The 24,383-nt window shown below is 71.9% G+C and carries 26 protein-coding genes, 1 tRNA gene and 1 riboswitch; of the genes, 15 read left to right on the forward strand and 12 right to left on the reverse strand.

The genetic code is table 11. From position 1 onward, the window contains the following. Positions 1 to 62: 62 nt before the first annotated feature. On the reverse strand, positions 63 to 638 hold the full coding sequence (gene dcd / locus SJY07_RS15630; RefSeq protein WP_328293311.1) for a dCTP deaminase: 576 nt from the start codon (positions 636 to 638) through the stop codon (positions 63 to 65). 77 nt (positions 639 to 715) lie between these two features. Between dcd and SJY07_RS15635 the strand changes: the two genes are divergently transcribed. Together SJY07_RS15635 and SJY07_RS15640 are read left to right on the forward strand one after the other, a co-directional pair. Continuing rightward, a tRNA-Gly gene (locus tag SJY07_RS15635) sits at positions 716 to 789 on the forward strand. A 370-nt stretch (positions 790 to 1,159) separates the two neighbouring features. Beyond that, a complete protein-coding gene (locus tag SJY07_RS15640; protein WP_380160353.1) occupies positions 1,160 to 1,444 on the forward strand; it encodes a hypothetical protein in 285 nt (94 codons plus the stop codon). A gap of 22 nt (positions 1,445 to 1,466) precedes the next feature. Here SJY07_RS15640 and SJY07_RS15645 read toward each other — a convergent pair whose 3' ends face one another. Beyond that, positions 1,467 to 1,946, reverse strand: a complete 480-nt coding sequence (locus SJY07_RS15645; RefSeq protein WP_380160355.1) for an ATP-binding protein — start codon at positions 1,944 to 1,946, stop codon at positions 1,467 to 1,469. Between the two features lie 232 nt (positions 1,947 to 2,178). Between SJY07_RS15645 and SJY07_RS15650 the strand changes: the two genes are divergently transcribed. Further along, positions 2,179 to 3,162, forward strand: a complete 984-nt coding sequence (locus tag SJY07_RS15650; protein ID WP_380160356.1) for an NAD-dependent epimerase/dehydratase family protein — start codon at positions 2,179 to 2,181, stop codon at positions 3,160 to 3,162. Positions 3,163 to 3,165: 3 nt separating this feature from the next. Here the strand turns inward: SJY07_RS15650 and SJY07_RS15655 are convergent, their stop codons facing one another. The 3 genes from SJY07_RS15655 to SJY07_RS15665 form a co-directional block, all read right to left on the reverse strand. Beyond that, positions 3,166 to 3,339 (reverse strand): CsbD family protein, encoded by a 174-nt coding sequence (locus tag SJY07_RS15655; RefSeq protein WP_328293308.1) that lies wholly within the window; start codon positions 3,337 to 3,339, stop codon positions 3,166 to 3,168. 109 nt (positions 3,340 to 3,448) lie between these two features. Then, positions 3,449 to 3,751, reverse strand: a complete 303-nt coding sequence (locus SJY07_RS15660; RefSeq protein WP_380160358.1) for a DUF4235 domain-containing protein — start codon at positions 3,749 to 3,751, stop codon at positions 3,449 to 3,451. Positions 3,752 to 3,766: 15 nt separating this feature from the next. After that, entirely contained in the window at positions 3,767 to 3,907 is a 141-nt protein-coding gene (locus SJY07_RS15665) for a hypothetical protein (protein ID WP_328293306.1), read from the reverse strand. Between the two features lie 93 nt (positions 3,908 to 4,000). Then, positions 4,001 to 4,105, forward strand: a riboswitch (TPP riboswitch). A gap of 51 nt (positions 4,106 to 4,156) precedes the next feature. Here SJY07_RS15665 and SJY07_RS15670 point away from each other — a divergent pair. The 3 genes from SJY07_RS15670 (at position 4,157) to SJY07_RS15680 (ending at position 7,105) form a co-directional block, all read left to right on the forward strand. Continuing rightward, a complete protein-coding gene (locus SJY07_RS15670) occupies positions 4,157 to 4,777 on the forward strand; it encodes an ECF transporter S component (protein ID WP_380160360.1) in 621 nt (206 codons plus the stop codon). Next, positions 4,770 to 6,239: an ATP-binding cassette domain-containing protein gene (locus SJY07_RS15675; protein ID WP_380160362.1), complete on the forward strand. Its 1,470-nt coding sequence runs from the start codon at positions 4,770 to 4,772 to the stop codon at positions 6,237 to 6,239. The genes SJY07_RS15670 and SJY07_RS15675 overlap by 8 nt, the downstream gene beginning before the upstream one ends. A gap of 83 nt (positions 6,240 to 6,322) precedes the next feature. After that, on the forward strand, positions 6,323 to 7,105 hold the full coding sequence (locus SJY07_RS15680) for an energy-coupling factor transporter transmembrane component T family protein (protein WP_380160364.1): 783 nt from the start codon (positions 6,323 to 6,325) through the stop codon (positions 7,103 to 7,105). 15 nt (positions 7,106 to 7,120) lie between these two features. Here SJY07_RS15680 and SJY07_RS15685 read toward each other — a convergent pair whose 3' ends face one another. After that, a complete protein-coding gene (locus tag SJY07_RS15685) occupies positions 7,121 to 8,209 on the reverse strand; it encodes a DUF3616 domain-containing protein (protein WP_380160366.1) in 1,089 nt (362 codons plus the stop codon). 189 nt (positions 8,210 to 8,398) lie between these two features. On the opposite strand from SJY07_RS15685, the gene dnaK reads away from it, so the two are divergent. The 6 genes from dnaK to SJY07_RS15715 all read left to right on the forward strand — a co-directional run bounded on the left by dnaK (position 8,399) and on the right by SJY07_RS15715 (position 14,300). After that, positions 8,399 to 10,258: a molecular chaperone DnaK gene (gene dnaK, locus SJY07_RS15690; RefSeq protein WP_380160368.1), complete on the forward strand. Its 1,860-nt coding sequence runs from the start codon at positions 8,399 to 8,401 to the stop codon at positions 10,256 to 10,258. Beyond that, positions 10,258 to 10,842, forward strand: coding sequence for a nucleotide exchange factor GrpE (gene grpE / locus SJY07_RS15695; protein WP_380160370.1), 585 nt, complete (start codon positions 10,258 to 10,260; stop codon positions 10,840 to 10,842). The genes dnaK and grpE overlap by 1 nt, the downstream gene beginning before the upstream one ends. A 31-nt stretch (positions 10,843 to 10,873) precedes the next feature. Next, positions 10,874 to 11,911, forward strand: a complete 1,038-nt coding sequence (locus SJY07_RS15700; protein ID WP_380160372.1) for a DnaJ C-terminal domain-containing protein — start codon at positions 10,874 to 10,876, stop codon at positions 11,909 to 11,911. 82 nt (positions 11,912 to 11,993) lie between these two features. Next, positions 11,994 to 12,416 carry a heat shock protein transcriptional repressor HspR gene (locus SJY07_RS15705; protein WP_328293299.1) on the forward strand — a complete coding sequence of 141 codons (423 nt, stop codon included), beginning with the start codon at positions 11,994 to 11,996 and terminating at the stop codon, positions 12,414 to 12,416. 37 nt (positions 12,417 to 12,453) lie between these two features. Continuing rightward, the gene (locus tag SJY07_RS15710; RefSeq protein ID WP_380160375.1) at positions 12,454 to 13,464 is read left to right on the forward strand and encodes a beta-propeller fold lactonase family protein; all 1,011 of its coding nucleotides are present in this window, start codon (positions 12,454 to 12,456) and stop codon (positions 13,462 to 13,464) included. 59 nt (positions 13,465 to 13,523) lie between these two features. Then, positions 13,524 to 14,300 carry a phosphotransferase gene (locus tag SJY07_RS15715; RefSeq protein ID WP_380160377.1) on the forward strand — a complete coding sequence of 259 codons (777 nt, stop codon included), beginning with the start codon at positions 13,524 to 13,526 and terminating at the stop codon, positions 14,298 to 14,300. Between the two features lie 40 nt (positions 14,301 to 14,340). Here SJY07_RS15715 and SJY07_RS15720 read toward each other — a convergent pair whose 3' ends face one another. The 3 genes from SJY07_RS15720 to SJY07_RS15730 all read right to left on the reverse strand — a co-directional run bounded on the left by SJY07_RS15720 (position 14,341) and on the right by SJY07_RS15730 (position 17,656). Then, on the reverse strand, positions 14,341 to 15,336 hold the full coding sequence (locus SJY07_RS15720) for an iron-siderophore ABC transporter substrate-binding protein (RefSeq protein ID WP_380160379.1): 996 nt from the start codon (positions 15,334 to 15,336) through the stop codon (positions 14,341 to 14,343). A gap of 122 nt (positions 15,337 to 15,458) precedes the next feature. After that, positions 15,459 to 16,820, reverse strand: coding sequence for a 6-phospho-beta-glucosidase (locus SJY07_RS15725; protein ID WP_328293295.1), 1,362 nt, complete (start codon positions 16,818 to 16,820; stop codon positions 15,459 to 15,461). Continuing rightward, complete coding sequence (locus SJY07_RS15730; RefSeq protein ID WP_380160381.1) at positions 16,817 to 17,656, reverse strand: DeoR/GlpR family DNA-binding transcription regulator; 840 nt, start codon at positions 17,654 to 17,656, stop codon at positions 16,817 to 16,819. Before SJY07_RS15730 ends, SJY07_RS15725 begins: the two co-directional genes overlap by 4 nt. A 164-nt stretch (positions 17,657 to 17,820) precedes the next feature. Here SJY07_RS15730 and SJY07_RS15735 point away from each other — a divergent pair, with 164 nt between their 5' ends. Beyond that, entirely contained in the window at positions 17,821 to 18,828 is a 1,008-nt protein-coding gene (locus SJY07_RS15735; protein WP_380160383.1) for a carbohydrate kinase family protein, read from the forward strand. A gap of 30 nt (positions 18,829 to 18,858) precedes the next feature. Here the strand turns inward: SJY07_RS15735 and SJY07_RS15740 are convergent, their stop codons facing one another. From SJY07_RS15740 to SJY07_RS15750, 3 genes are all read right to left on the reverse strand, one after another. Beyond that, positions 18,859 to 19,740, reverse strand: a complete 882-nt coding sequence (locus SJY07_RS15740) for a phosphogluconate dehydrogenase C-terminal domain-containing protein (protein ID WP_328293292.1) — start codon at positions 19,738 to 19,740, stop codon at positions 18,859 to 18,861. Between the two features lie 23 nt (positions 19,741 to 19,763). Then, complete coding sequence (locus SJY07_RS15745; protein ID WP_380160386.1) at positions 19,764 to 21,107, reverse strand: MFS transporter; 1,344 nt, start codon at positions 21,105 to 21,107, stop codon at positions 19,764 to 19,766. 125 nt (positions 21,108 to 21,232) lie between these two features. After that, the gene (locus tag SJY07_RS15750) at positions 21,233 to 22,051 is read right to left on the reverse strand and encodes a sugar phosphate isomerase/epimerase family protein (protein WP_380160387.1); all 819 of its coding nucleotides are present in this window, start codon (positions 22,049 to 22,051) and stop codon (positions 21,233 to 21,235) included. A gap of 230 nt (positions 22,052 to 22,281) precedes the next feature. Between SJY07_RS15750 and SJY07_RS15755 the strand changes: the two genes are divergently transcribed. Beyond that, positions 22,282 to 22,785 carry a ribose-5-phosphate isomerase gene (locus tag SJY07_RS15755; protein WP_328293289.1) on the forward strand — a complete coding sequence of 168 codons (504 nt, stop codon included), beginning with the start codon at positions 22,282 to 22,284 and terminating at the stop codon, positions 22,783 to 22,785. Between the two features lie 97 nt (positions 22,786 to 22,882). Next, on the forward strand, positions 22,883 to 24,382 hold the full coding sequence (locus SJY07_RS15760; protein ID WP_380162351.1) for an FGGY-family carbohydrate kinase: 1,500 nt from the start codon (positions 22,883 to 22,885) through the stop codon (positions 24,380 to 24,382). Position 24,383 lies beyond the last annotated feature (1 nt).

Raw genomic sequence — 24,383 nt, forward strand, 5'->3', positions numbered from 1 at the left:
GGGGGGGCGCAGACCCGACCGCGGCGTCGTCGGGTGTGACCAGTGTGGCAGTTGTGACTCGCTCAGATCGTGGTGCGGTGGAAGTTCTGCGCCGACCGGCTCGGCGTCGGACCGCGCTGACCCTGGTAGTGCGAGCCCGAGCTGCTGCTGCCGTACGGGGTCTCGGCGGGGGAGGACAGCTGGAAGAAGCAGAGCTGCCCGATCTTCATGCCGGGCCACAACGTGATGGGCAGCGTCGCGACGTTGGAGAGCTCCAGCGTCACGTGCCCGGAGAACCCCGCGTCGATGAAGCCCGCCGTGGAGTGCGTCAGCAGCCCGAGCCGCCCGAGGCTGCTCTTGCCCTCCAGCCGGGCCGAGATGTCGTCGGGCAGCGACACGACCTCGTACGTCGAGCCGAGCACGAACTCACCCGGGTGCAGGATGAACGGGTCCTCCGCGGGCACCTCGACCAGGCGGGTGAGGTCGGGCTGCTCCTGCGCCGGGTCGATGACGGAGTACTTGTGGTTGTCGAAGAGCCGGAAGTAGCGGTCCAGGCGCACGTCGACGCTGCTCGGCTGGACCATCGAGGGCTCGGACGGTTCGAGGACCACGCGGCCGGAGGCGAGCTGGGCGCGGATGTCGCGGTCGGAGAGCAGCACGGCGTCACGGTACCGTCGGTTGGACCACCTCCCGGTGTCCGTTACGATGGCTGTGCCCGGTCCTCGTGACCGTGTTCGCGGGTGTAGTTCAATGGTAGAACTTCAGCTTCCCAAGCTGATAGTGCGAGTTCGATTCTCGTCACCCGCTCCACCGTGAAGGCCCAGGTCCGCGACGCGAGCGCCGACCTGGGCCTTCGTCGTTCTCCCGGATCGCAGTCGGAGGACGGTCCTGTCGTCGGCTCAGCGGGAACGCTCGGGACTCCTCGCGCCCCGCACCTCCTGCGCCACGAGGTCCCCGGACTCACCCGTTCGTGTGCGCAGAGGCCACCGGCCCGCCGAGCTGTCGGACACTCGGGGACGTGAACGGCGGTCCTCGATCGGTACGACGACAGCAGAGGCGCGCGGTCCTCGCGGCCTGGCGGGCGGTTCCCCTCCGCCGTCGTCTCGAGGTCACGAAGTGGGCGAAGGCGGGGAGGCGGCATCCGGACGAGGAGGCTGTTCGGGCGGCGCAGGAGTTCGCCGTGTTCTGCCTCCACCCTGGGGGAGAGCGGACTCGCAGCCCTCGTGTCCGCCGCCTGGCCGTGTGGGCGGCGCTGCCCCTGGGCCTCGTGCTCGCCGCGGAGGCCTTGCTGCTCCGTCGACTCGACTCTCCGACGGTCGTCGTCGTGACCTTCTTCGGCGTGACGATCGCGACCGTCGTCTACGGCATCTTCTGGATCGACCTGCTGCGCGAGAGTCGGCGGTTGCTGGCGCTTCCGGGTGCTGGTGCGGTCCCGGCCCAGGGCGCCGACGCCTCGAAGACCTGACCTGCCGACTCGTCCTGAGGGCTCAGGGAACCTGTCCGCCGTCGAGGACGTCGTCCTCCCGCGGCTTCGCACCCGCCGTGGCGAGCACGGCCCACGTCGTCTTCCCCGCACCGGTGGCGCCCGGGGACGTCACCGCGGTCACGCCCCACCGCAGGGACAACGCGTCGACCAGGGCCAACCCGCGTCCGGAGGTCGCGTCGTCGGCCGCGGCGCGGGGGTGGGGTCGGGAGGAGCCCGCGTCGGTCACGGACACCGCGAGCACCGGCGCGGACGCGGGTCGGGTGTCACCCGTCAGCAACGACAGGAACGGGGTCGAGGCGTCGACCGTGAGGACGATCCCGCCGCCTCCGTGCCGGACGGCGTTGCCGACCATCTCAGCCGTCACGAGTTCGACCGCGTCCTGCGTGGGGATGTCGAGACCACGTCGACCGCAGACGTCCACGACCCAGTGACGGGCCGTCGTCACCGCCCGGGGGTGCTGTTCGAGTGTCAGGAACTCCACGCCTCGCACCTCTTCGTCCTCGCCCACGCAGCGCTTCGGAGCGGGCGGGGGCGTGGATGGGTGGAACGCGGCGGCGAAGAGGCCGAGAGGGTGACGCGAGGGACCCGTCCCCTCGGCTCATCGGCGAGGACGCGCAGCGAGGTGGAGGGACCACTCGAACACGCCGGCGCCGGACGGGAGGCGTAACCTCCCCGACGGACGAGGAAGTCGAGACGCGGAGAGAGAACCCCCCATGGCGTTGCGCGTGCTGTTCATCGGCGGTACCGGGATCATCAGTTCGGCGTGCTCGACGCTCGCCGTCGAACGCGGGATCGACCTCACGATCCTCAACCGGGGCAGCGGCCGGCGGGAGGTTCCTGCCGACGCGAAGGTCCTCACGGCCGACGTCCGCGATCCGGCGGCGGTGCGAGAGGTGCTGGGGGACAGCGAGTTCGACGTCGTCGTCGACTTCGTCGCCTTCACCCCCGACCACGTCCGCGCCGACGTCGAGCAGTTCCGCGGCAAGACCGGGCAGTACGTCTTCATCTCCAGCGCGAGCGCCTACCAGAAACCCGTCGCGCACCTCCCGATCACCGAGTCGACGCCGCTGCACAACCCGTTCTGGCAGTACTCCCGCGACAAGATCGCCTGCGAGGAACTGCTGACCCGGGCCTACCGCGAGGAAGGTTTCCCCGCGTTCGTCGTGCGCCCCAGCCACACCTACGACCGGGCGTCGATCCCGCTCGACGACGGCTGGACGGCCATCGACCGGATGCGTCGCGGGAAGCCCGTCGTCGTGCACGGGGACGGCACGTCGACGTGGGTGCTGACCCACCACACCGACCTCGCGAAAGGTCTCGTCCCGCTCCTCGGGGAACCCGCCGTCGTCGGCGACGCGGTGCACATCACCGGTGACGAGGTCCTCACCTGGGACGGGATCGCGCGCCGGCTGGCGACCGCGGCGGGTGTGGCCGAACCCCGTCTCGTGCACGTCCCCAGCGAAGTCATCGCGCGGGAGACGCCGGGAGGTGCCGCGGGACTGCTGGGGGACAAGGCGCACTCGGTGGTCTTCGACAACACCAAGCTCAAGCGGCTCGTCCCGGGTTTCGCGGCGACGACGTCGTTCGCGGAGGGAGCCCGCGAGATCATCGCCCACCACGACGCGAACCCGGCCCTGCGGGTCGTCGACGACACCATCGAGACCCGGCAGGACCGGCTGGTGGAACTGTTCGGCTGAGGATCAGTCCTTGAAGGCGTCCTTGACGTGCTCGCCGCGCTGCTTCAGGTCGGCGGCGGCCTGGTCCTTCTGACCCTCGTGGCGCAGGGCGTCGTCGTCCTTCGCCCCGCCGACCGCTTCCTTCGCCTTGCCGGCGACGTCCTGGGCGGCGTTCTTGATCTTGTCCGCAGCGCTCACGGTTCCTCCTCCAGAACACCGGGGAGGTGGCGGACGGACGTCCGCGCGAGCCCGTTCCCGGTGCGATCACATCGCAGCACGCGCGCGACGCGACCGCACCCGGAAGGGGTCAGGAGTTGGCTTTCACCGCTCCGTCGTCGCCCGGCCCGAGCCCGGGCGGCAGTTCGCCGAAGCTGTTGCGGTACCAGACCGCGGCCTGGCGTTCGACGATCAGCCGGGTCAGGCCGATGATCGCGCCGGAGGCGAGCGCCCAGACGACGGCTTCCTTCCACGCGACGTCCGGGTCCTCCGGGTTGTCCGGCGGCGGGGACTTGGTCACCGAGACCCACACCTTCTTGGTGACGCGGCTCGCGACAGCCGTCGCGATGATGCCGGCACCGGGGCCGACCAGCTTCCAGACGATCGAACTCATGGCCCGAACCCTGCCCTACAGCAGGTCCAGGAGCCACCCCAGGACCGGCGTGAGGGCGGCGGCGCTCGCCCCGAGGACCGCGATCACGACGATCAGGGTCATCAGCCGGACCGCCCGGGAGGGGCCGCCGTCGGGTCCACGCATCATCCGGAGCACCCGGCCATGGTCGCAGTTCCCCACCGGTGGTCCGGCGGGCGATCCCCGCCCCGATCACGAGTCGGGAGGGAGGACGGGGGTAGTAGGGTCGCGGGACAACGACAGGGGAGCGCCGGGTGGCGCTGAGAGTGCGGGTTCCCGCAGACCCTCGAACCTGATCCGGGTCACACCGGCGTAGGGAGTCGGGACGTCCTCGACCCGCGGCCACGGTGGCGGCGGGTCCCCCTCCTGGACCACAGGAGGACCACCATGAGCACCACCCTCACCCGCTCGCGCGGGACCGCGCACTGGCGCACCGTCGACCTCGTCACCGCCGCCGTCCTCGGCGTCGCGTTCGGCGTCGTCTTCTGGGGCTGGGACGTGCTGTACCTCGCCGTCGAACCGCTGTTCGCGGCGCTGCCGCCGCTCAAGGGCCTCGTCGCCGGGGTCTGGCTGCTGCCGGCCGTCGTCGCCGCCCTCGTGATCCGCCGCCCGGGCGCCGCGCTGCTCGCCGAGATGGTCGCCGCGACCGTCGAGGCGCTGCTCGGCAACTACTGGGGCATCACGACCCTGGTCTCGGGCGCGATCCAGGGCGTCGGGGTCGAGATCGCCGTCGCGCTGTTCGCCTGGCGCCGCTTCGGACCGCCCGTCGCCGTCCTCGGCGGGATCCTCGCCGGGGTCCTGGAAGGGCTCTTCGAGCAGTTCTACCGCTACGACGGGACCTGGGACCTCGGCTGGCGCCTCTTCTACGTGGGCACCTTCGCCGTCTCCGGCGCCGTCGTCGCCGGCCTGGGCGGCTGGCTGCTGGTGCGGGGACTGGCCCGTTCCGGCGCGCTCGGTGCCTTCGCCGCCGGCCGCGAGCACCACGGCCGCGCCCGCGACCGTGGCTGACCTGACCCTGCGCGGCCTGACGGTCACCCCCGCGGGGTCCCGTCGACCCGTGGTGGCCGACGTGGACCTCGACCTCCGGCACGGGGAACGGGTCCTGCTCGTGGGGCCCAGCGGGGCGGGCAAGTCGACCGTCCTGCGGGCGCTCGCGGGACTCCTCGAGGACGACGTCGACGCGAGCGGCGAGGTCCTGCTCGACGGTCGGGCTCCGCGCGCCGGGGAGGTCGGGCTCCTGGTCCAGGACCCCCTCGACGCCGTCGTCGCCGAGCTCGCCGGCCGGGACACCGCGTTCGGGCCCGAGAACGCCGGCCTGGACCGGTCGCTGATCTGGCAGCGGGTGGCCCGCGCCCACGCGGCCGCCCGCTACACCGCCGGTCGCGACCGCGAGGTCGTCACGCTGTCCGGGGGGGAACGCCAGCGGCTCGCCCTCGCCGGGACGCTGGCCGCCGACCCCGGCGTGCTGCTGCTGGACGAACCCACCTCGATGCTCGACGCCCCCACCGCCCGGGCCGTGCGCGCCGCGGTGCTCGAGGCCGCCCGCGACCGCGGGCTCGTCGTCGTCGACCACGACCTCGCCGGGTGGGCCCCGCACGTCGACCGCGTCGTCGTCCTCGGCCGCGACGGCCGGGTCCGTGCCGACGGCCCCCCGGACCGGGTCCTCGCCGACCCGGCCCTGCTGGCCGACGGGCTCTGGCTGCCCGGGGCTCCCGCCCCGCAGCCGCTCGACCTCCCGGCGGGGCTGCTCCGCCCGGACCTGCACGTCGTGGGAGACGTGCTGCGCGGCAACGGGCTGGGACTGGTCCGCCGCCGCCGTGGACTGCGCCCGACCCCACCCGTCACCGTGCTGCACGACGTGGACGTCACCCTCCGCGCCGGCGTCACGACCCCCCTGACCGGCGACAGCGGGTCGGGGAAGTCCAGCCTGCTGGCCGTCCTCGGCGGGCTCGAGCGCCCCACCGGCGACCTCGTCGCCGCGACCGGGTTCGCCCCCCCGGGACGTCCCGCACCGCACACCTGGCGCTCGCGCGACCTGGCCGCCCGGACCGGGTGGGTCCCGCAGTCCCCGGAGCACTCCTTCCTCGCCACCGACGTCCGGGGCGAGGTCCGGGCGACCCCCCGGGTCCTCGGTCGGGACACCGCCCGGGCCGACGCCCTGCTCGACGTCCTCGGCCTGCGGGAGCGCGCCGACGTCAACCCCTTCCGGCTCTCCGGCGGCGAACAACGACGACTGGCGCTCGCGGCCGCCCTGGCCGCCGGCCCGGCGCTGCTGCTCGCCGACGAACCGAGCGTCGGGCAGGACCGGGGTACCTGGGCCGTCGTCGCGGGACTGCTCGCGGGTGCGGCCCGGGACGGGGCCGCCGTCGCCGTCAGCACGCACGACGCCGGTCTGGTCCACGCCGTCGCCACGGGCGCCGGGGTCCACCTCGTCGCCGGTCGCAGCTCGCGTGGGGCGGCGGCGGCGTGACGGACGGTGAAGTCCTCCACAGCGATGTCCACAGGACTGTGCACACACCTGTGGACAAGGTTGTGGGACTGCACCCCACACCTGTGGACGACGGGGTTCCACCGACGGCCGCGCAACGGCGCAGCACCGGTCCCGGGCCTCTCGTCCGGCACTGCGGACCCCTGCCGCTGCTGGCCGTCGGGGTGCTCTGCGCCGTCGGCGCCTTCGCCGTCCAGGAGTGGTGGCAGGCGGCCGGAGCCCTTGCCGTGCAACTGCTCTGCCTCCCGCTCGTCGTCGGTGACCGGCGCGCGTTCCTGGTGCGGTCGTTGCCGCTGCTGGTCGCCGCGGTCTCCGTCGGGTGGTCCACGGTCGTCGCCGGCAGCAGTCCCGAACCCCTGTGGACGGCGTTGACGGCGTCCCTGCGCCTGCTCGTGCTCGTCCTCCCCGGTGCGCTCCTGCTCGGCTGGATCGACCCGGCCGAGGCCGGCGACCACCTCGCCCAGCGGCTCCGGCTGCCCGGACGCGTCGTCGTGGCCGTCGTGACCGCCCTCGGTCAGCTCGACACCCTCGCCGCGTCCTGGGCGCAGATCGCCGCCGCCCGCCGGGTCCGCGGGCTCGGCCCCGGACGGGGCCCGCTGTCGCGCCTGCGGTGGTCGGCCTCGACGGCGTTCGGGTTGCTCGTCGACGCGGTGCGGCGGGCGGGACGGACGTCCGTCGCGATGGACGCCCGGGGGTTCGCCGGCGACACGGCGCTGCGCCGCAGCTGGGCGCTGCCCGCTCCCTGGCGACGCGCGGACACCGTCCTGGTGATCGTCGGGGTGGTCGTCGCCGCCCTGCCGCTGGTGCTCCGGCTGGTGGGGGGAGCGTTCGTCACGTCGGTGGGCTGAGTGTCGGGCTGAGCCTCAGGTGAGGTCCCACAGGTCGGCGAGCATCCCGCCGTCGGGAGTGTGTCGCTGCGGCGCGGGGGAGTCGAGGACGACCAGCAGTTGAGCCACGGTCCCGGTGACGTCGGCGGGGAGGAGGGTGATCCCCTCGGGGTGGTCCTCGCCCTGGCCGTGCGGGAGGTCCAGGACCACCGGGAGCTCCACGGCCCGGACGACGTCGGCGGCCTCGGTCACGCACCCGCCGATCCAGCGGTGCACGCGCACCGGTCCCGAGAGACCCATCGAGGGGCCGCTGAGCACGAGCAGGTCGTCCCCGTCGGGGCAGAGGTCGCGGATGCCGAGGCCCCGCAGGTCGAGCAGGTGCAGCCGGTAGGTCGTGCCGTCCGCGAACTCCTCCAGGACGAGGCGGCCCGGGTTCCTGCGGTGGGTGCGGGGGCGCAGTTCCAGCAGGACCGCCCAGCCGCGCAGCACCGGCCCGCGCAGACCGACCCAGAGCCGGTCGCCGTCGGGGGAGTGGTGGACGGCGATGCCCTCGACGTCGAGGCCGTTGTCCTTCGAGGGGATCGCGAGGAACGGTGCGATGAGGTCGTCGTCGGCGAGGTGGGTGCTCAGGTCGTCGTCGTGGGCCCCGAGGACGGCCGCGGTGCGGGTCTCGCCGTCGACGTCGACCTCGCGGGCGGGGAGGCCGGTCGCCGGGTCGATCGGCAGTCGGACGAGGACGAACCGGTTGGGTTCGCGCACGACCCGGCCGAGGCGCCGGCGGGCCTTGTCGTCGGGGTCGTGGTCGCGGATCCGCTTGCGCTTCAGGCTGTGCGAACCGACGGCCCACAGCCAGGGGCCGCTGCGGGCCAGACCCTCGACGTCGGCCTCCTCGTCGTGCGGTCCGGGCAGGTCGACGAGTTCGGCCAGGGGAACGCTGACCTGACGGTCGTAGCCCTGGACCCGACCGTCCTCGACGACGGCCGTCAGCCGTTCGACCGTGGCGGTCTCGTCGCCCGCCACCCAGAGGTGGGGGCCGTCGGCGCGGACGGCGGAGAGGTTCACGTGGGTCATCCCGGCCTTCGACGCCTCGTCGAAGTGCAGGGGCAGCCGGCGCAGGGGTTCCACGTCCTGAGAGCGAACGGCTCTCCCCCCTAGTTCCCCCGAGTTCCTCGTCGGGAACAAGACCCCCTCCTCGTGAGTTGAGCCCATCAGACTCAAGTTGCCGATGTCCCGGCTTGACAGATCCGGGACGCTGGGCAGACTTGAGTGGAGAACGCTCAACACTCACCAAGCGCAGGAAGAGGGCCTCAAGCCATGGCACGTGCGGTCGGCATCGACCTCGGGACCACCAACTCCGTCGTCTCCGTCCTGGAGGGCGGCGAACCGACGGTCATCGCGAACGCCGAGGGTGGGCGCACCACGCCCTCCGTCGTCGCCTTCGCCAAGAACGGTGAGGTGCTGGTCGGCGAGATCGCCAAGCGCCAGGCCGTCACCAACATCGACCGCACCGTCCGCTCGGTCAAGCGCGAGGTCGGCACCAACTGGACGACCACGATCGACGACAAGAAGTACACCCCGCAGGAGATCAGCGCCCGCGTGCTGCAGAAGCTCAAGCGCGACGCGGAGAGCTACCTCGGCGAGGCCGTCACCGACGCCGTCATCACCGTCCCCGCGTACTTCAACGACGCGCAGCGCCAGGCCACCAAGGAGGCCGGTGAGATCGCGGGCCTCAACGTCCTGCGCATCATCAACGAGCCCACCGCCGCCGCTCTCGCCTACGGGCTCGAGAAGGGCAAGGAGGACGAGCTCATCCTCGTCTTCGACCTCGGTGGCGGCACCTTCGACGTCTCCCTCCTCGAGGTCGGCAAGGACGAGGACGGGTTCTCCACCATCCAGGTCCGCGCCACCTCCGGTGACAACCACCTCGGTGGCGACGACTGGGACCAGCGCGTCGTCGACCACCTGCTCAAGAAGGTCTCCAGCGCCTACGGCATCGACCTGTCCAAGGACAAGATCGCGATGCAGCGTCTGCGCGAGTCCGCCGAGCAGGCCAAGAAGGAACTCTCGACGGCCACCAGCACCGGCATCTCCCTGCAGTACCTCTCGATGAGCGAGAACGGCCCCGTCCACCTGGACGAGACCCTGACCCGCGCCCAGTTCGAGCAGATGACCCAGGACCTGCTGGACCGCACCAAGAAGCCGTTCCACGACGTCATCAAGGACGCCGACGTCAAGCTCGCCGACATCCACCACGTCGTGCTCGTCGGTGGTTCCACCCGCATGCCGGCCGTGACCAACGCCGTCAAGGAACTGCTCGGCGGCAAGGAGCCCAACAAGGGCGTCAACCCGGACGAGGTCGTCGCCATCGGCGCCGCGCTGCAGGCCGGTGTCCTCAAGGGCGAGCGCAAGGACGTCCTGCTCATCGACGTCACCCCGCTCTCCCTGGGCATCGAGACCAAGGGCGGGATCATGACCAAGCTCATCGAGCGCAACACCGCGATCCCGACCAAGCGCTCCGAGGTGTTCACCACCGCGGACGACAACCAGCCCTCGGTCCTCATCCAGGTGTTCCAGGGTGAACGCGAACTGGCCCGCGACAACAAGCCGCTCGGCACGTTCGAGCTGACCGGCATCGCCCCCGCCCCGCGCGGTGTGCCGCAGGTCGAGGTCACCTTCGACATCGACGCCAACGGCATCGTGCACGTGAACGCGAAGGACCGCGGCACGGGCAAGGAGCAGTCGATGACCATCTCCGGCGGCAGCGCGCTGTCGAAGGAGGACATCGACCGCATGGTCAAGGACGCCGAGGCGCACGCGAACGAGGACAAGCAGCGCCGCGAGGAGGCCGAGGCCCGCAACCAGGCCGAGGGTCTCGTCTACCAGACCGAGAAGTTCGTCGCGGACAACTCCGACAAGCTCCCCGAGGACGGCAAGGCGAAGGTCGAAGCCGCTGTCGCGGAACTGAAGACCGCCCTCGCCGGCACCGACGCGGCCGAGATCAAGGCCAAGTCCGACGTCGTCGCGCAGGCCTCGCAGGAACTCGGCTCCGCGATGTACGCGGCGGCCCAGTCCGAGGGTTCCGCCGACGCGGGCGCCTCCGCCCAGGGGTCGTCGTCCTCCGACGACGAGGACGTGGTGGACGCCGAGGTCGTCGACGACGAGAAGGACAAGTGATGGCGGAGGACCACCAGCAGGACGAACCCGTCGTGGTCCGCGACAACCGCAGGCTCGACCCGGAGACGGGTGAGGTCCGGGGCGCTCCCGCGGCCGAACCCGCTCCGGCCGCGCCCACCGTGGGCGGCCCGAACGACGGCGCAGCCGAGGCCGACCTCGACGCGGCGCAGAGCCTCGCGGCCCAGCGCCTCGACGAGCTCCAGCGGCTGAACGCGGAGTACGCGAACTACCGCAAGCGCGTCGAACGCGACCGCGACGTCGCCAAGAACACGGCGCTCGCGGGCGTGGCCGAGTCGCTGCTGCCGGTCCTCGACGACGTCCACCTCGCGCGGCAGCACGGCGACCTCACCGGTCCGTTCGTCGCCATCGCCGACAAGCTCGAGGCGACGCTCACGCGGTTCGGCCTCGAGCGCTACGGGGAGGCCGGGGAACCGTTCGACCCGGCCGTCCACGAGGCGCTCATGCACAGCCACTCCGACGAGTACGAGGTCGCGACGTGCGTCCAGATCCTCCAGCCGGGGTACCGGTTCGCGGAACGGGTGCTGCGTCCGGCCCGCGTCGCGGTGGCCGACCCGCAGGGATGAACTCGACCAGGTCTGAGGAGGGGGGACGTTCGTGAGCATGCAGGACTGGGCGGAGAAGGACTTCTACGCCGTTCTCGGCGTCGCCCACGACGCGGACACGGCGGAGATCAAGAAGGCCTACCGCAAGAAGGCCCGGACGCTGCACCCGGACGCCAACCCGGGTGACGCGGCCGCCGAGGCGAGGTTCAAGGAGGTCGGGGAGGCGTACGCGATCCTCTCCGACCCCGAGCAGCGCCGGCAGTACGACGGTGTCCGCGCGATGGTCGGCGGCGGGGCCAGGTTCTCCTCCGGGGGTTCCGGGCCCGGCGCGGCCGGTGGCGGCGCGGGGTTCGAGGACCTCCTCGGCGGCCTGTTCAACCAGGGCGGCGGGCGTGCCCCCGGCGGGGTGCGCTTCGGCACCCCCGGTGGGGGTTCCGCGGGTGGTTTCGAGGACCTGCTCGGGGGGTTGTTCGGTCAGGGCGGTGGCGCGGGGTTCCCGGGCGGTCAGGCTCCGCCGCAGCGCGGTCAGGACCTCGAGGCCTCGGCCCGGGTGTCCTTCCGTGACGCCCTCGACGGCAAGACCGTGTCGCTGCGGGTCCCCGACCCGCGCGGCGGCCCGGCCCGCAACGTCAACGTCCGGCTGCCCCAGGGTGTCCGGGACGGGCAGAAGGTCCGCCTGCGCGGCAAGGGGATGCCCGGCCCCGGCGGCACGGCGGGCGACCTGCTGGTCGCCGTGAACGTCGAACCGCACCCGGTGTTCAAGCGGGACGGTGACGACCTGCGGATGACCCTGCCGGTCTCCTTCGACGAGGCCGTGCTGGGCGCGACCGTCGAGGTCCCGACCCTGGACGGCGCGGCCGTCAAGGTGAAGGTCCCGGCGGGAACCCCGTCGGGACGGTCGTTGCGGCTCAAGGGCCGCGGTGTCAAGCGGTCACGCACGGACGACGACCGGGGCGACCTGTTCGTCACCCTCGACGTCGTCGTGCCGCAACGTGTCGACGGGGCGGTGCGCGAGGCCGTCGAGGCGTTCGCCGCGGCCACCGCCGGCGAGGACCCGCGGGCCGGTCTCGCCGACCGCGCCCGCAGCTGACCCACCCCGTTCCACCCGTGATCCCGCTGGGAAACCCAGCGGGACCACGGGTGGAGAGGGCCGAGACGAGAGGAGAGGGAGTGTGTACGACGACGACACCGCGTTGTTCGTGATCTCGGTCGCGGCCGAACTCGCGGGCATGCACCCGCAGACGCTGCGTCAGTACGACCGCCTCGGCCTCGTCTCGCCCAGCCGGGCGCGGGGCCGCGGGCGGCGCTACTCCGCCCGCGACGTCGCGCAGCTGCGCGAGGTGCAACGGCTGTCCCAGGAGGACGGCGTGAACCTCGCGGGCATCAAACGCATCATGGACCTGGAGAACCACGTGCTGGCCCTCGGTCAGCGGGTCGAGGAACTCGAGGCCGAGGTGGCGCTCGTGCGGTCCCAGGCGCGGCGGATCTTCGCGGCCGGGATGGCCGGGGACATCGTCGCGACCCCGATGGGTCGTCGCCCTGAGTCACAGCGTTCCAACGCCCTGGTGGTGTGGCGGCCTGAACCCCGCCGTTGACCCGGCCCCCGCCCCCGGTGTGGGGCATGATCTGGCCGTGACGTCATCGCCGACCGGTTCCACGGTCCTCGCCATCGGGTCCTACACCTCCGCCACCGGGGGCCGCGGTCAGGGCATCACGCTGGTGCCGCGCGACCCGTCCTCCGGCCGGCTCGGCCGTCCCGGTCACGTCGCCGACTGCGCTTCACCCTCCTTCCTCGCGACCGGAGCTCCCGGTCTCGTGCACGCGGCCCACGAGGTCGACGAGGGTTTCGTCTCCACCCGCCGCTACGACGGCGGTCGCTGGGAACTGCTCGGTGAACAGTCCAGCGGGGGTTCGTCGCCCTGCCACCTCACCGTGACGCCCGACGTCGTGCTCGCCGCGAACTACGGCGGGGGCGTCGGGGTCCTCGGTCTGACCGGGGGAGTCGTCACCGGACTGCGACAGACGTTGCACGGCAACGGTTCCGGTCCGGATCGCGAACGCCAGGAGGCGTCGCACCCGCACTCCACGCGGCTGCTGGCGCCAGACGCGTTCGCCGTCCTCGACCTCGGGACCGACGAGGTCCGGGTCCACACCCTCGGCGCGGACGGCGCCTCGCCCGACCCGGTGCAGGTCGTCGACCTGGCGCCGGGGACCGGGCCGCGGCACGCCGTCGTCGACGCCGGCCGGGTCCACGTCGCAGGTGAACTCGACGCGAGCGTCACCTCGTTCACGCTGCGGGAGGGCCGGTTGTCCGACCCCGTCCGCACCTCCGCGCTGGTCGGCTCCGGCGACGAACCCGTGTACCCCTCGGAGATCGCGCTCGCGCCGTGGGGTCTCGTCGTCGCCAACCGCCGCGCCGACGTCATCACCTTGTTCGAGGTCGTCGACGGCGTCCCCCGTGCCGTGCGCGACGTGACGATCGGGGTCGCGAATCCCCGCCACGTCCTGGTGATCGGCCACCACGTCTACGTCGCCGCCCAGGACTCCGACGCCGTCGTGCACCTCACGCTGGACGACGACCTGACCGTCGTCGACCGTTCGGTCGTGGAGGTCGGCTCGCCGACGTACGTGCTGCCCCTCTGAGCCCACTGGACCGCGCCCGTCCGCAGCGGCAGGCTGGTGCGCAACGAGAGGGGGTTCCGGTGGCGTCGGACGAGGAAGTGCTCACCGGTGGTGGGGTCAACGAGGTGGTCCGCACGGGGGACGCCGTACGTCGTCCCACCGGCCCCCACACCCCGAGGGTCCACGAGTTGTTGCGCCGTCTCGAGGACTTCGCCCCCGTTCCCCGGGTCCGCGGGCTCGTCGACGGTTTCGAGTTCCTCGACTTCCTGCCCGGGACCGTCCCGAACTACCCGGTCGGTGACGAGGCGGCCTCCCGGACGGCCCTCCTGAGCGCTGCGGAACTCCTGCGCGACTACCACCGGGCGACGGCGGTCTTCGCCGCGGAACTCCCGCGCGACGGGTGGCTGTTCCCCGCGCAGGACCCCGTCGAGGTCGTCTGCCACGGCGACTTCGCCCCGCACAACTGCGTGCTGCAGGGGGAACGCGTCACGGGGCTGATCGACTTCGACACCGCACGACCGGGTCCACGCCGCACCGACCTCGGTGTCGCCGTCTACCGCTGGGTGCCGCTCTCGGACCCCGGCCACGACGGCGTCCGCCCCGGCACCGCGGAACAGGCCACCCGGCTGGCGGAGTTCTGCGACGCCTACGGGGCGACGGCGGCGGACCGCGCCGGCGTCGTCGACGCCGTGCTCGAACACCTCGACCTGCTCGTGCGGTACATGCACGAGCAGGCCGCCGCGGGCAGCGCCGCGTTCGCGTCCCACGTCGCCGACGGCCACGACCGGCTCTACGTCCGGGACGCCGCCCACGTGCGGGCGAACCGGTCAGCGTTCGAGGACGCGATCCTGCGCTGACGTGAGCGGCAGCGCGTCGGAGATCGGGTGGGGGTGGACGTCAGGCGATGGCCTGCGCGAACAGCGGCACCGCGTGGTCGAGGGCGTAGCCGAGGCCCAGGGTGGTCCCGCTGGAGAACGCGTTGGCCTGGGTGGTGTCGTCGAACACCACGATGCGCCCGTCCCGGGTGGCCTGCAGGTTCTGGATCCCCGGGTTCGCGGTGATCTCCGCCGCCGTGGCGCCGATGGGGAACACGACCACGAGGTCGGCCTCGAGCTGGTCGAGCTGCTCGTCGGAGAGCGACACGTAGAAGCTGGCGTCGGTGGAGAGCGCCTGCACCGTCGGGCTCTGGGTGAAACCGAGTTCGGTCATGAAGTCGACGCGACTGTCGCCGGTGACGTAGGCGCCGAAGGCACCGGAGAAGAACGCGGCGACGGAGACGGTCTTGCCCGCGAACCCGGGGTTCGCCGCCGCGACGTCCTTGAACTTCGCCTCGAGGTCGGCGATCAGCTTCGCGCCCGCGTCGCTCGTGCCGAGGGCGGCGGAGACGAGTTCCACCTGGTCCTGCCAGGAAGTGCCGTACGTGACCTTCTGGCCGGGCGGCGGACCGACCGTGGGGGCGATCTGCTTCAGCTCGTCCTGCTGGGCCTGGGCGTTGCTCTGCCGGGTGTTGAGGATGACGTCGGGGGTCAGCGCGGCGACGGCCTCGTAGCTGAGTTCGGTGGTGCCCAGCACCTCGGGGGTCTGCTTCACCAGGTCGCTCGCCCAGGGGCCGACGCCGTCGCCCCCGAAGGCCAGCCAGTCGGAGGTGCCGACGACCTGACCCCCCAGGGCCAGCACGGTCTCCATGTCTCCCCAGCCGAGCGCGACGACGTTCTTCGGGTTCGCGGGGACCTCCACGGCGCCGAAGAGGGTGTCGATCGAGGTGGTCGAGGACGCCGTCCCGGAGCTGCTCGCGGAGGCGCCCGCGTCGTCGGACGAGCCGCAGGCGGCGAGGGCGGTGAGACCCGCGACGGACGTGCCGGCGAACAGGGTGCGGCGGGACAGCGACGACACGGAGGCTCCGATCGGGGGGACCACCTCAGTGGATGCGACTGAGGACAGCCTGACCATACCCGACCGGAATCTCGTCGGCGGAGCGTGCGGGCCACCCCGACGGGTGGCCCGCCTGCTCGTCGTCAGTGCGCCCCGAGGACCGCGGCCACCTCGGGGATGCGGTCGACGTAGCCGTCGAGGAGCTTGCGCCCGACCGTCACCGAGTCCACGAGCGGGTGCAGGGCGAACGCCTGCAGCGCCTCGTTCCGGTCGCCGGTCAGGGCGGCCGCGATGGTGTGCCGTTCGACGGCCTTCACCTGCTGCATGAGGCCCAACTGGTGCAGGGAGGGGGCGGACGTGGTCAGCGGGTGGACCCCGTTGGCGTCGACCGTGGTCGGGACCTCGACGACCGCGTCGTCGGGCATCCCGGCGATGGTTCCCCGGTTGCGGACGTTGAGGATCATCGTCGCGCGCTCGTTGCGGGTGATGGCGGCCATCACGCCCAGCGCGACGCCCGCGTAGCCCTGGTGCGAGGGGTCGGTCTCGACCTGGTCGGTGTGCACGGGTTTCCCCTGCTCGCCGCCCTTGGCCTCGGCCATGTAGCTCGCGCTGCGCGCGGTCACCGTCTCGCGCCAGAACGCCGCGGCGTCGGCGCCCTTGGACCGGACCTCGCGGTAGAAGCTGTCCTGGGTCTCGAGCAGGAACTCCCCGCGGGTCGTGCCCGAGTCGACGATCGCCCGCACCGCGTCACGGGTGAAGTAGTAGTAGTAGAGGTACTCGTTCGGGATGAGGCCCATGGTGCGCAGCCACTCCGGCCCGAAGACGATGCCCTCCTCGAGGACCGAGAGCTTCTCGTCGTCGGCGAGCAGGGTCGGGAGCACGTCCACCCCGTCGTACAGGACCCGGCGCATCCACCCGAGGTGGTTCAGGCCGACGTAGTCCATCTGGACGCGGCGGTGGTCCAGGCCGAGGACACCCGCCACGCGACGTCCCAGACCCGACGGGGTGTCGCAGATCCCGAGGACCCGGTCACCCAGGACGCCCTGCATGGCCTCCGTGATGATCCCGGCCGGGTTGGTGAAGTTCAGGAAGTAGGCGTTCGGAGCCAGTTCGCGGACCTTGTGCGCGATGTCGACCATGAACGGGACGGTCCGCAGGGCGTAGGCCAACCCGCCCGGACCGGTCGTCTCCTGACCGATGACGTTCAGGTCCAACGCGACCCGCTCGTCGCAGCAACGGGCGGCGAGACCGCCCACACGCACTGCGGCGAAGATGAAGTCGCTCACCGCCAGCGCCTGGTCCAGGGAGGTCGTCGGCACCAGCCGGGGCGCGTCGGGGAACTCCCGGGCGAACTGGGACAGGACGAGGACCATGCCGTCGAGGCGGTCCTGGTCGGTGTCGTACAGGGCCACCTCCTCCACCCGCGGGGTTCCCTGGTCGCGCAGGAGGGCCTGGTAGACGTAGGGGGTTCGGAACCCGCCGCCGCCGAGGATGCAGAGCTTCACGTGATGATCACCTTTCCGCCGGCATCGCGGCAGAGTTGGAGGGGGGCGGGGTCGGCGCCCTCGGTCGTGATGAGGACGTCGACCTCGCTGACGGAGCACAGCCGCAGGGAGCCGGTGCCCGGGAACTTGGTCTCGGTGGCCAGGAGGACGACCTTTTCGGCGGCCTCGATCATGGCGTGTTTGATCGGTTCCTCGACCGCCATGTCGTCCACCACGCGACCGTTGTTGCGCACTCCGGTGCAACTCAGGAGGACGGTGTCCGCGTTGAGGTGACTCAGCACCTGGCGGGTCACCGAGCCGACGAGGCTCTGGTGGTTGCGCCGCACGACGCCGCCGAGCAGCACGAGCCGGACGGCGTCGTCGTCGCGCAGGACGTCGAAGACGGCGAGGTTGGAGGTGATGACGGTGAGGTCGCGCCCCCGGAGGAGTTCGGCCACCAGCGGGGTCGTCGTCCCGATGTCGAGGATGACGACGTCGCCGTCGTCGATGGAGGCCGCGGCCGCGGCGGCGACGCGTTCCTCCAGTGGGCGGTCGGTCGTGGCGACGAGGTCGAGGGGGCGTTCGCGGTTCTCGCTGCCCCCCTCGAAGGACGCGGCGCCGGTCGCCGGCTGGGGTCGCAGGACCTCCGCCCGCAGAGCCTCGCCCGCGGTCCGGTCCTCGAGGGCGATGGCGCCACCGTAGGTGCGCACCAGTTCGCCGTCCTCGTCGAGCACCTGCAGGTCGCGGCGGATCGTCGACTCGCTCACCTCCATCCGCTCGGCGAGGTCACGCACGCTCGTCGCGCCCTCGTGGTCCACCGCGTAGAGGATGCGTCGGCGCCGCTCAGCGGAGATCACCGCCTCACGGTAGGACGTTCGCGCGAACTTGACCAGACTCGTGCAGAGAACGCCGAGATCGTCAGGTCACGGCCGGAAGGTCGGCAACGTCTCGTCCCTGACTCTGCGCGTCCTGCTCGTACGATCGGCGGATCGCCCTCGCCCCCGCACGCTGAGGAGCACCCGTGCCCACCACCGTCCCCGCGTCGCCCGGACCCTCCGTCGAGGCCGACGTCGTGTTCGGCGGCACCGTCTTCTGCGACCTGGTCCTCTCGGGAACAGCGCTCCCCGGACCGGGCGAGGAGGTCTTCGCCGACGGGTTCGCGCTGGTGGCCGGTGGTACCGCGAACCGCGCGGTCGCGACCGCGCGGCTCGGGATGCGCACCGGGATCCTCGCCGTGCTGGGGACCGACGTCCTGGGTCAGCGCGTCCACGACCTCCTGACGCGCGAACCCGGACTCGACCTGCGGTGGCTGCAGCGCACGTCCGGCCTCCAGACCCCGGTCACCGTCGCCGTGACCGACGAGCACGACCGGGGTTTCATCACCTACCTCGAGGACGGCGCCAGGGTGCCGCAGGAGTGGCCCGGGCCGTTGCCCGCGGTGAAGGCCGCCCACGCCGGGATCGCCTCCGGCGTCCCCGGCTGGATCGCGGAACTCCGCCGGGTCGGGACGACGGTCTTCGGCGGCGTCGGCTGGGACGGTTCAGGCTGCTGGTCCGAGGAGGTCCTGCACCGCTCGGCCGAGGTGGACGTCTTCGTCCTCAACGAGGTCGAGGCGCTCAACTACACCCGCACCGGTTCCGTCGACGCCGCGGCGAGGGTGCTCACCCGGCACGTCCGGTCGGTGGTCATCACCCGGGGCGCGGACGGTGTCACCGCCGTGGACGCCGGCTCCGCGGGTGTCGAGTCCTGGGTCCACGTGCCCGCCGTGCCCGTCCGGGCCGTCGACCCCACGGGGGCCGGTGACGTGTTCACCGCCGGGCTGATGACCGGTTCCGTCCTCGGCTGGGACCTGCGGACCCGCGTCGCGTTCGCCGGCCTCGTCGCGAGCCTCTCGGTCCGGTCGCTCGGGGGTTCCGCCAGTGCTCCCCGCCCTGCGGACGTCGCGCAGTTCCTCACGTCGCGACGACCGGCAGGTGACTGGACCACGGTTCTCGACTGGGCCGCCCGGGCGGCAGTCGCACCGTCCTGAGCGCTGCCCGTCCCGGCGAACCGACCGAGGTCAGCGCTCGATCTTGTCCAGCTTCAGCATCTTCGTGATGACGCTGTCGAGTTCCTCGTCGCGGAAGATCTTCTTCCAGTCGTCCTTGACGATCGACTCGCGGCCGTAGTCCATGGCGATGAGGCACGCGTCGGAGAACGGGTTCGACCCGCGGAGGCTGTTGGTCAGCGCGATCTGCACGTGACCGAAGAGCATCGCCTTGGCGGCCTCCTCGGGGACGCCCACGGTGTGGACGGTCTCGTGCAGGGCTTCCTTGAGCAGGGCGCCGATCATGCAGGCGATGGTCTCGACCAGCGTCGGTTCGAGGACGGCGAGCTGCTTCACGGTGACCCAGTGCACGGTGTCGACGGGGCCGTACATGATCCGGATGACGTCCTCGGCGATGTCGCGCTTGCCGAGGTCGTCGCTCTCGAACGCGGCGACGACGTTCTGCAGCGCGCCTTCCCCGCCGAAGTTGTCGGCGTACTCCTCGGGCCGGGTGCGCTCGAGGAACACCGACGGGTGGCAGGGGTGCGCGACGGCCTGCAGGACGTCCTCGCGCTGGGCGAGGAGGTTCGCGTAGGCGGCGGCCGGGTCGAGGGTCAGCAGGATCGAACCCGCCTTCATGGCCGGGACGACGGACGTCGAGACGACGCCGAGGACGGTGTCGGGGACGGCGAGGATGACGACGTCGGCGCCGTCGACGGCCTCCTCGGTGGAGACGGCGGTGCGGCCCTCGGCGGCCATGCGTTCCTTGCCGGCCGGGGAGTTCTCGGCGTAGCGCAGGGTGTGTGCGGACTTCATGAGGTTGCGGGAGACCCGCATTCCCATCTTGCCGCCCGCGCCGACGACGGCGATGACGACGGACGGGGTGACGGCGGGGGCTTCGGTCGTTGCGGTCATGGTGTTCGACTCCTCGGGGTTTTTCAGGCGGTGGTGGTCTGGGGGGAGGGTTCCTCGAGCGCGGCCCGGCTGCGCCGGGACATGACGAGGAGGATGACGGCCGACAGCACGAGGAAGCCGCCGGTGATCATGAGCGGGATCTTCTCGTCGCCCGTGAGGTCCTTCAGCCACCCGGTGACGTAGGGGGCGGAGAACCCGCCGACGTTGCCCAGGGTGTTGATGAAGGCGATGCCCGCGGCAGCCGCGGCACCGGTGAGGAACTGCGGCGGCAGCGACCAGAAGTTCGGCAGCGCCATGAAGATCCCGCAGGCCGTGACGGCGATGACGAGGATCGTCAGGTACGGCGAGTTCATGTACAGCGCGACCGGGACGCTCAGACCGGCGACCAGGGTCGGCAGCGCGATGTGCCAGCTCTTGAAACCGTTCTTCGCGATGTGGCGCGACCACAGGAACAGGGCGATCGCCGCGGGGACGTAGGGCACCGCGTTGACGAGGCCCTTCTCGAAGACCGAGAACGTGGTGCCGAAGCGCTCCTGGAACCCGGAGATGATCGTGGGCAGGAAGAACGCCAGCGAGTACAGGCCGTAGATGAGACCGAAGTAGGCCAGCGCCAGCGCCCAGACGCGGCCCTCCCTGAGGATGCGGCGCGCGGGGACGTGCCCGCGGTTCTCGCTCTCGGTCTGCTCGGCGTCGAGTTCACGGCGCAGCCAGGTGCGCTCGGTGGCGCTCAGCCACTTCGCGTCCTCGGGCTTGTCGGTGAGGTAGAACCAGCACGCGATCCCCATGACGATCGCCGGGATGCCGACGCAGAGGAACATGAAGCGCCAGCCCTCGAGGCCGAGGACGCCGTGACCCTGCTGCATGAGCAGACCCGCGAGCGGGGCGCCGATGACCGTGGTCAGCGGCTGCGCCAGGTAGAAACCCGCGAGCGCCTTGCGGCGGTACTCGCGCGGGAACCACAGGGTGAGGAACAGGATGGCGCCGGGGAAGAACCCTGCCTCGGTGACGCCGAGGAGGAACCGCAGGGCGTAGAGCTGTTCGGTGTTCTGCACCCAGGTGAACAGCGTCGCGACGATGCCCCAGGTGATCATGATGCGGGCCAGCCACTTGCGGGCGCCGAAGCGGTGCAGGGCCAGGTTGCTGGGGACCTCGAGGAAGATGTACCCGAGGAAGAAGATCCCCGACGCGAACCCGAACTGGGCCGCGGTGAGGCCGAGGTCGTCGCCCATGCCGTTGGGCTCGGCGAAACCGATGGCCGTCCGGTCGAGGTAGTTGATGAAGAACATCACCGCGACGAAGGGGATGAGCCGGACCGCGGCCTTGCGCAGCGCGGTGCTACCGGCGGTGGGGGAGGTGCTGGTGTCCATGGGAAGGCGTGCTCCCTTGCACGGGTGGTGGTCGTGGTCGCCGTCGTGGTCGCCGTCGTGGTCGGACCGGTCGGCTCCAGGAGACTGTCGCACCGTCGTGCAGATTGGTCAACCGGTTGTGCGCCTCAGTTGCCCGTCTGGTAGCTCGCCAGGGTCGCCAGCGATCGGGCGGTCCAGTCGGCCTCGACCGCACGCGTCGTCGCGGCGTCACCCTGCGGCACCAGCCAGTGCTCGAGGACCTGGTGGACCGTGGCCGGATCGGGCTGGACGACGGCGAGCAGGTCGCGGAAGTCGAGCTGTCCCTCACCGAGGGGGCAGCTGGCCAGGGTGAAGCCCGCCCACCCGTCACGACGCGTGAACGTGAAGTCCTTCACGTGGATGTTGACCACGCGGGGGGCGAGTCGGCGCACGACGTCGCGGGGGTGCTCGAGGTTGGCGACGCAGTTGGCCGGGTCGAGCACGATACCCAGGTGCGGGGAGTCGACCTCGTCGACGATCGCGAGCAGGTCGGTGGTCGGGATCTGCTCGTAGGTCTCCAGGCCCAGCGTGACGCCGGCGGCCGCGTACTCCGGGACGACCTCGCGCAGGCGGTCCACGGTCTCCTCGGCGGTGGGTCGGTCGCTCACTCCGTCGTGTTCGGAGTAGACCATCGTGCGGACCGTCCGCACCCCCAGGGCGAGGGCGTGCGCGAGGTGCGTGCGCAGGTGCTCGACCCCGGTGCCGCGGGTGCCCGTCTCGAGGATCAGGCCGCGTTCCGCGGCGGCCGTGCGCAGCGTGGCCGCGAGCTCGGGGGTGAGGGCCTCGAGGTCGGGGTGGTCGCAGACCTGGAACACCTGCCCGCCGAGGTCGGCGATCTCGTGCAGCATCTCGACGAGGGAGATCGGCTGCGGTGCAGCCGGGTTCCAGCGGTGGCTGTACGCGTAGGTGGACACTCCGACGGCCACGATGCCTCCTTGGGTGCCCCGGGTCTCCGGAGCTCGATTGGTCAACCGGTTGCAGAGTATCGCTCCGGAAGGGGTGGGCGCGAGGAACAAGACGACGCCCGATCCGCTTGAACCCGGTGAGTGCGGACTGCGCGCCCGTGCGGGGCCTCCACCGCTGCGACGCCGCGGGAGCCGCCCCCGGCCCTGGTCACCCGGACCACCGCCGCCGAGCATCGAGGGAGAACCTGGACATGACTGATCTGCAGTGGCGTGTGGTGCTGGCCGCCGACGAGGCCGGTGTCTCCTACAAGAACGCCATCAAGGCCGACCTGCTGAAGGACCCCCGGGTCAAGGAGGTCCTCGACGTCGGCGTCGACAGCGACACGGACAAGACGGCCTACCCCCACGTCGCCGTCGCCGGGGCGCGCAAGATCGCCGCGGGTGAAGCCGACCGCGGGATCTTCGTCTGCGGGACGGGCATGGGCGTGGCGATCTCGGCGAACAAGGTCCCGGGGATCCGGGCCTCCGTCGCGCACGACTCCTTCTCCGTGGAGCGTCTGGTGCTCTCCAACAACGCCCAGGTCCTGACCCTGGGCGAGCGCGTCATCGGCAAGGAGCTGGCGCGCCGTCTGGCGAAGGAGTTCCTGGGCTACGTCTTCGACGAGACCTCCGCCTCCGCGGAGAAGGTCGATGCCATCAGCGGCTACGAGACCACCGCGAACACCGACGCCGACGTGGCCGCCTCCTCCTGCTGAGCCCCCGGCCCGGCGCCGCGTCCTGACTCCCGTCCCCGGGTGACAGGATGCGGCGCAGGATCGGCGCAGGGAGGCGTGGACGGTGCAGCGGGATCTCATGCTCGGGGTCGACATCGGCACCGGCAGCAGCAAGGGCGTGCTGACGACCCTCGATGGACGGGTCCTGGCCCGTGCCTCGCGCCGGCACCGGACCGACAACCCCCGCCCCGGCTACGTCGAGCACGACGCCGACGCCGTGTGGTGGGACGACTTCTGCGCCGTCTCCCGCGAACTCACGGCCCGCGCCGCTGACCCGACCGACGTCGCCCACGGCCGGGTGGTGGCCGTCGGCGCCAGCGGCATCGGCCCCACGGTCCTCCTCGCCGACGAGCACGGGCGCCCGTTGCGTCCCGCGATCCTCTACGGCGTCGACACCCGCTCCGTCCAGGAGGCCGCCGACCTCGAGGAGCGCTACGGCGCCGAGGACCTGTTGCGCCGCTGCGGTTCCACGATGTCCACCCAGGCCGCCGGCGGGAAGCTGGAGTGGCTGCGCCGCCACGAACCCGACGTGTTCGCCCGGGCGCGCCACTTCTTCATGTCGAACTCCTACCTCGCCTTCAAGCTCACCGGCGAGTACGTCCTGGACCAGCACTCCGCCAGCCAGACGACCCCGCTCTACGACCGCCACGAGGCGGCCTGGATCGAGGACCGCTGCGAAGAGGTCGCCGAGGGTCTGCCCATGCCTCGGCTCGTCTGGCCCTCCGAACGGATCGGCACCGTGACGGCCGCGGCGTCCGCGGTGACCGGGATCCCGCTCGGCACGCCGGTGGCGGCCGGCACCTGCGACGCGTGGGCGGAGGCGGAGAGCGTCGACGTCGGCCGGCCCGGGGACCTGATGGTCATGTACGGCTCCACGACGTTCTTCATCGCCGTCACCGACGGCCCCCGGGTCCACCCCGCGCTGTGGGGGACGGCCGGGGTCCGGCCGGGGCAGGACACCCTGGCCGCGGGCATGGCGAGTTCCGGCAGCGCCGTCGAGTGGTGGCGGGAGACGAGCGGTTCACCCGACGTGACGGACCTCGTCGCCGAGGCCGCCGCCGTACCGCCGGGTTCCCACGGGCTGCTGGCGTTGCCCTACTTCGCCGGCGAGCGCACACCGTTCGCGGACGCCGACGCCCGAGGCGCGTTGCTGGGCCTGACGTTGCGCAGCACCCGCGGCGAGGTCGACCGGGCGCTGCTCGAGGCGACCGCCTACGGGGTGCGGCACAACCTCGACGTGATGCGGGACGCGGGCGTCGACATCCGCCGCGTGGTCGCCGTCGGGGGCGGGACGGGATCCCCGTTGTGGCCGCAGATCGTCACCGACGTCACCGGCCTGCGCCAGGAACTCCCCGCCGAACGGGTCGGGGCCGCCCTGGGTGACGCGAAGTTCGCCGCGGTCGCCCTCGGCGCCGTCGACGTGGACGCCACCTGGAACCGCGTCGAATCGGTCACCGAACCCGATCCCGTGGCCGCCGAGGTCTACGCCGAGCTCTACCCGGCCTACCGCCGCCTGCACGAGGTGACGGCGGACCTCCAGCACCAGTTGTCGGCGCTGGAACGCCGCACCCGGCGCTGAG

Origin of the sequence: Kineococcus sp. R86509 (assembly GCF_042466365.1) — a bacterium.
In the GTDB taxonomy this organism is placed as follows: domain Bacteria; phylum Actinomycetota; class Actinomycetes; order Actinomycetales; family Kineococcaceae; genus Kineococcus.

Coding starts and splice junctions, on each gene's coding strand:
- SJY07_RS15650 (WP_380160356.1), top strand. CDS start 2,179: ATGGCGTTGCGCGTGCTGTTCATCGGCGGTACCGGGATCATCAGTTCG.
- SJY07_RS15660 (WP_380160358.1), bottom strand. CDS start 3,751: ATGAGTTCGATCGTCTGGAAGCTGGTCGGCCCCGGTGCCGGCATCATC.
- SJY07_RS15670 (WP_380160360.1), top strand. CDS start 4,157: ATGAGCACCACCCTCACCCGCTCGCGCGGGACCGCGCACTGGCGCACC.
- dnaK (WP_380160368.1), top strand. CDS start 8,399: ATGGCACGTGCGGTCGGCATCGACCTCGGGACCACCAACTCCGTCGTC.
- grpE (WP_380160370.1), top strand. CDS start 10,258: ATGGCGGAGGACCACCAGCAGGACGAACCCGTCGTGGTCCGCGACAAC.
- SJY07_RS15740 (WP_328293292.1), bottom strand. CDS start 19,740: ATGACCGCAACGACCGAAGCCCCCGCCGTCACCCCGTCCGTCGTCATC.
- SJY07_RS15745 (WP_380160386.1), bottom strand. CDS start 21,107: ATGGACACCAGCACCTCCCCCACCGCCGGTAGCACCGCGCTGCGCAAG.
- SJY07_RS15755 (WP_328293289.1), top strand. CDS start 22,282: ATGACTGATCTGCAGTGGCGTGTGGTGCTGGCCGCCGACGAGGCCGGT.
- SJY07_RS15760 (WP_380162351.1), top strand. CDS start 22,883: ATGCTCGGGGTCGACATCGGCACCGGCAGCAGCAAGGGCGTGCTGACG.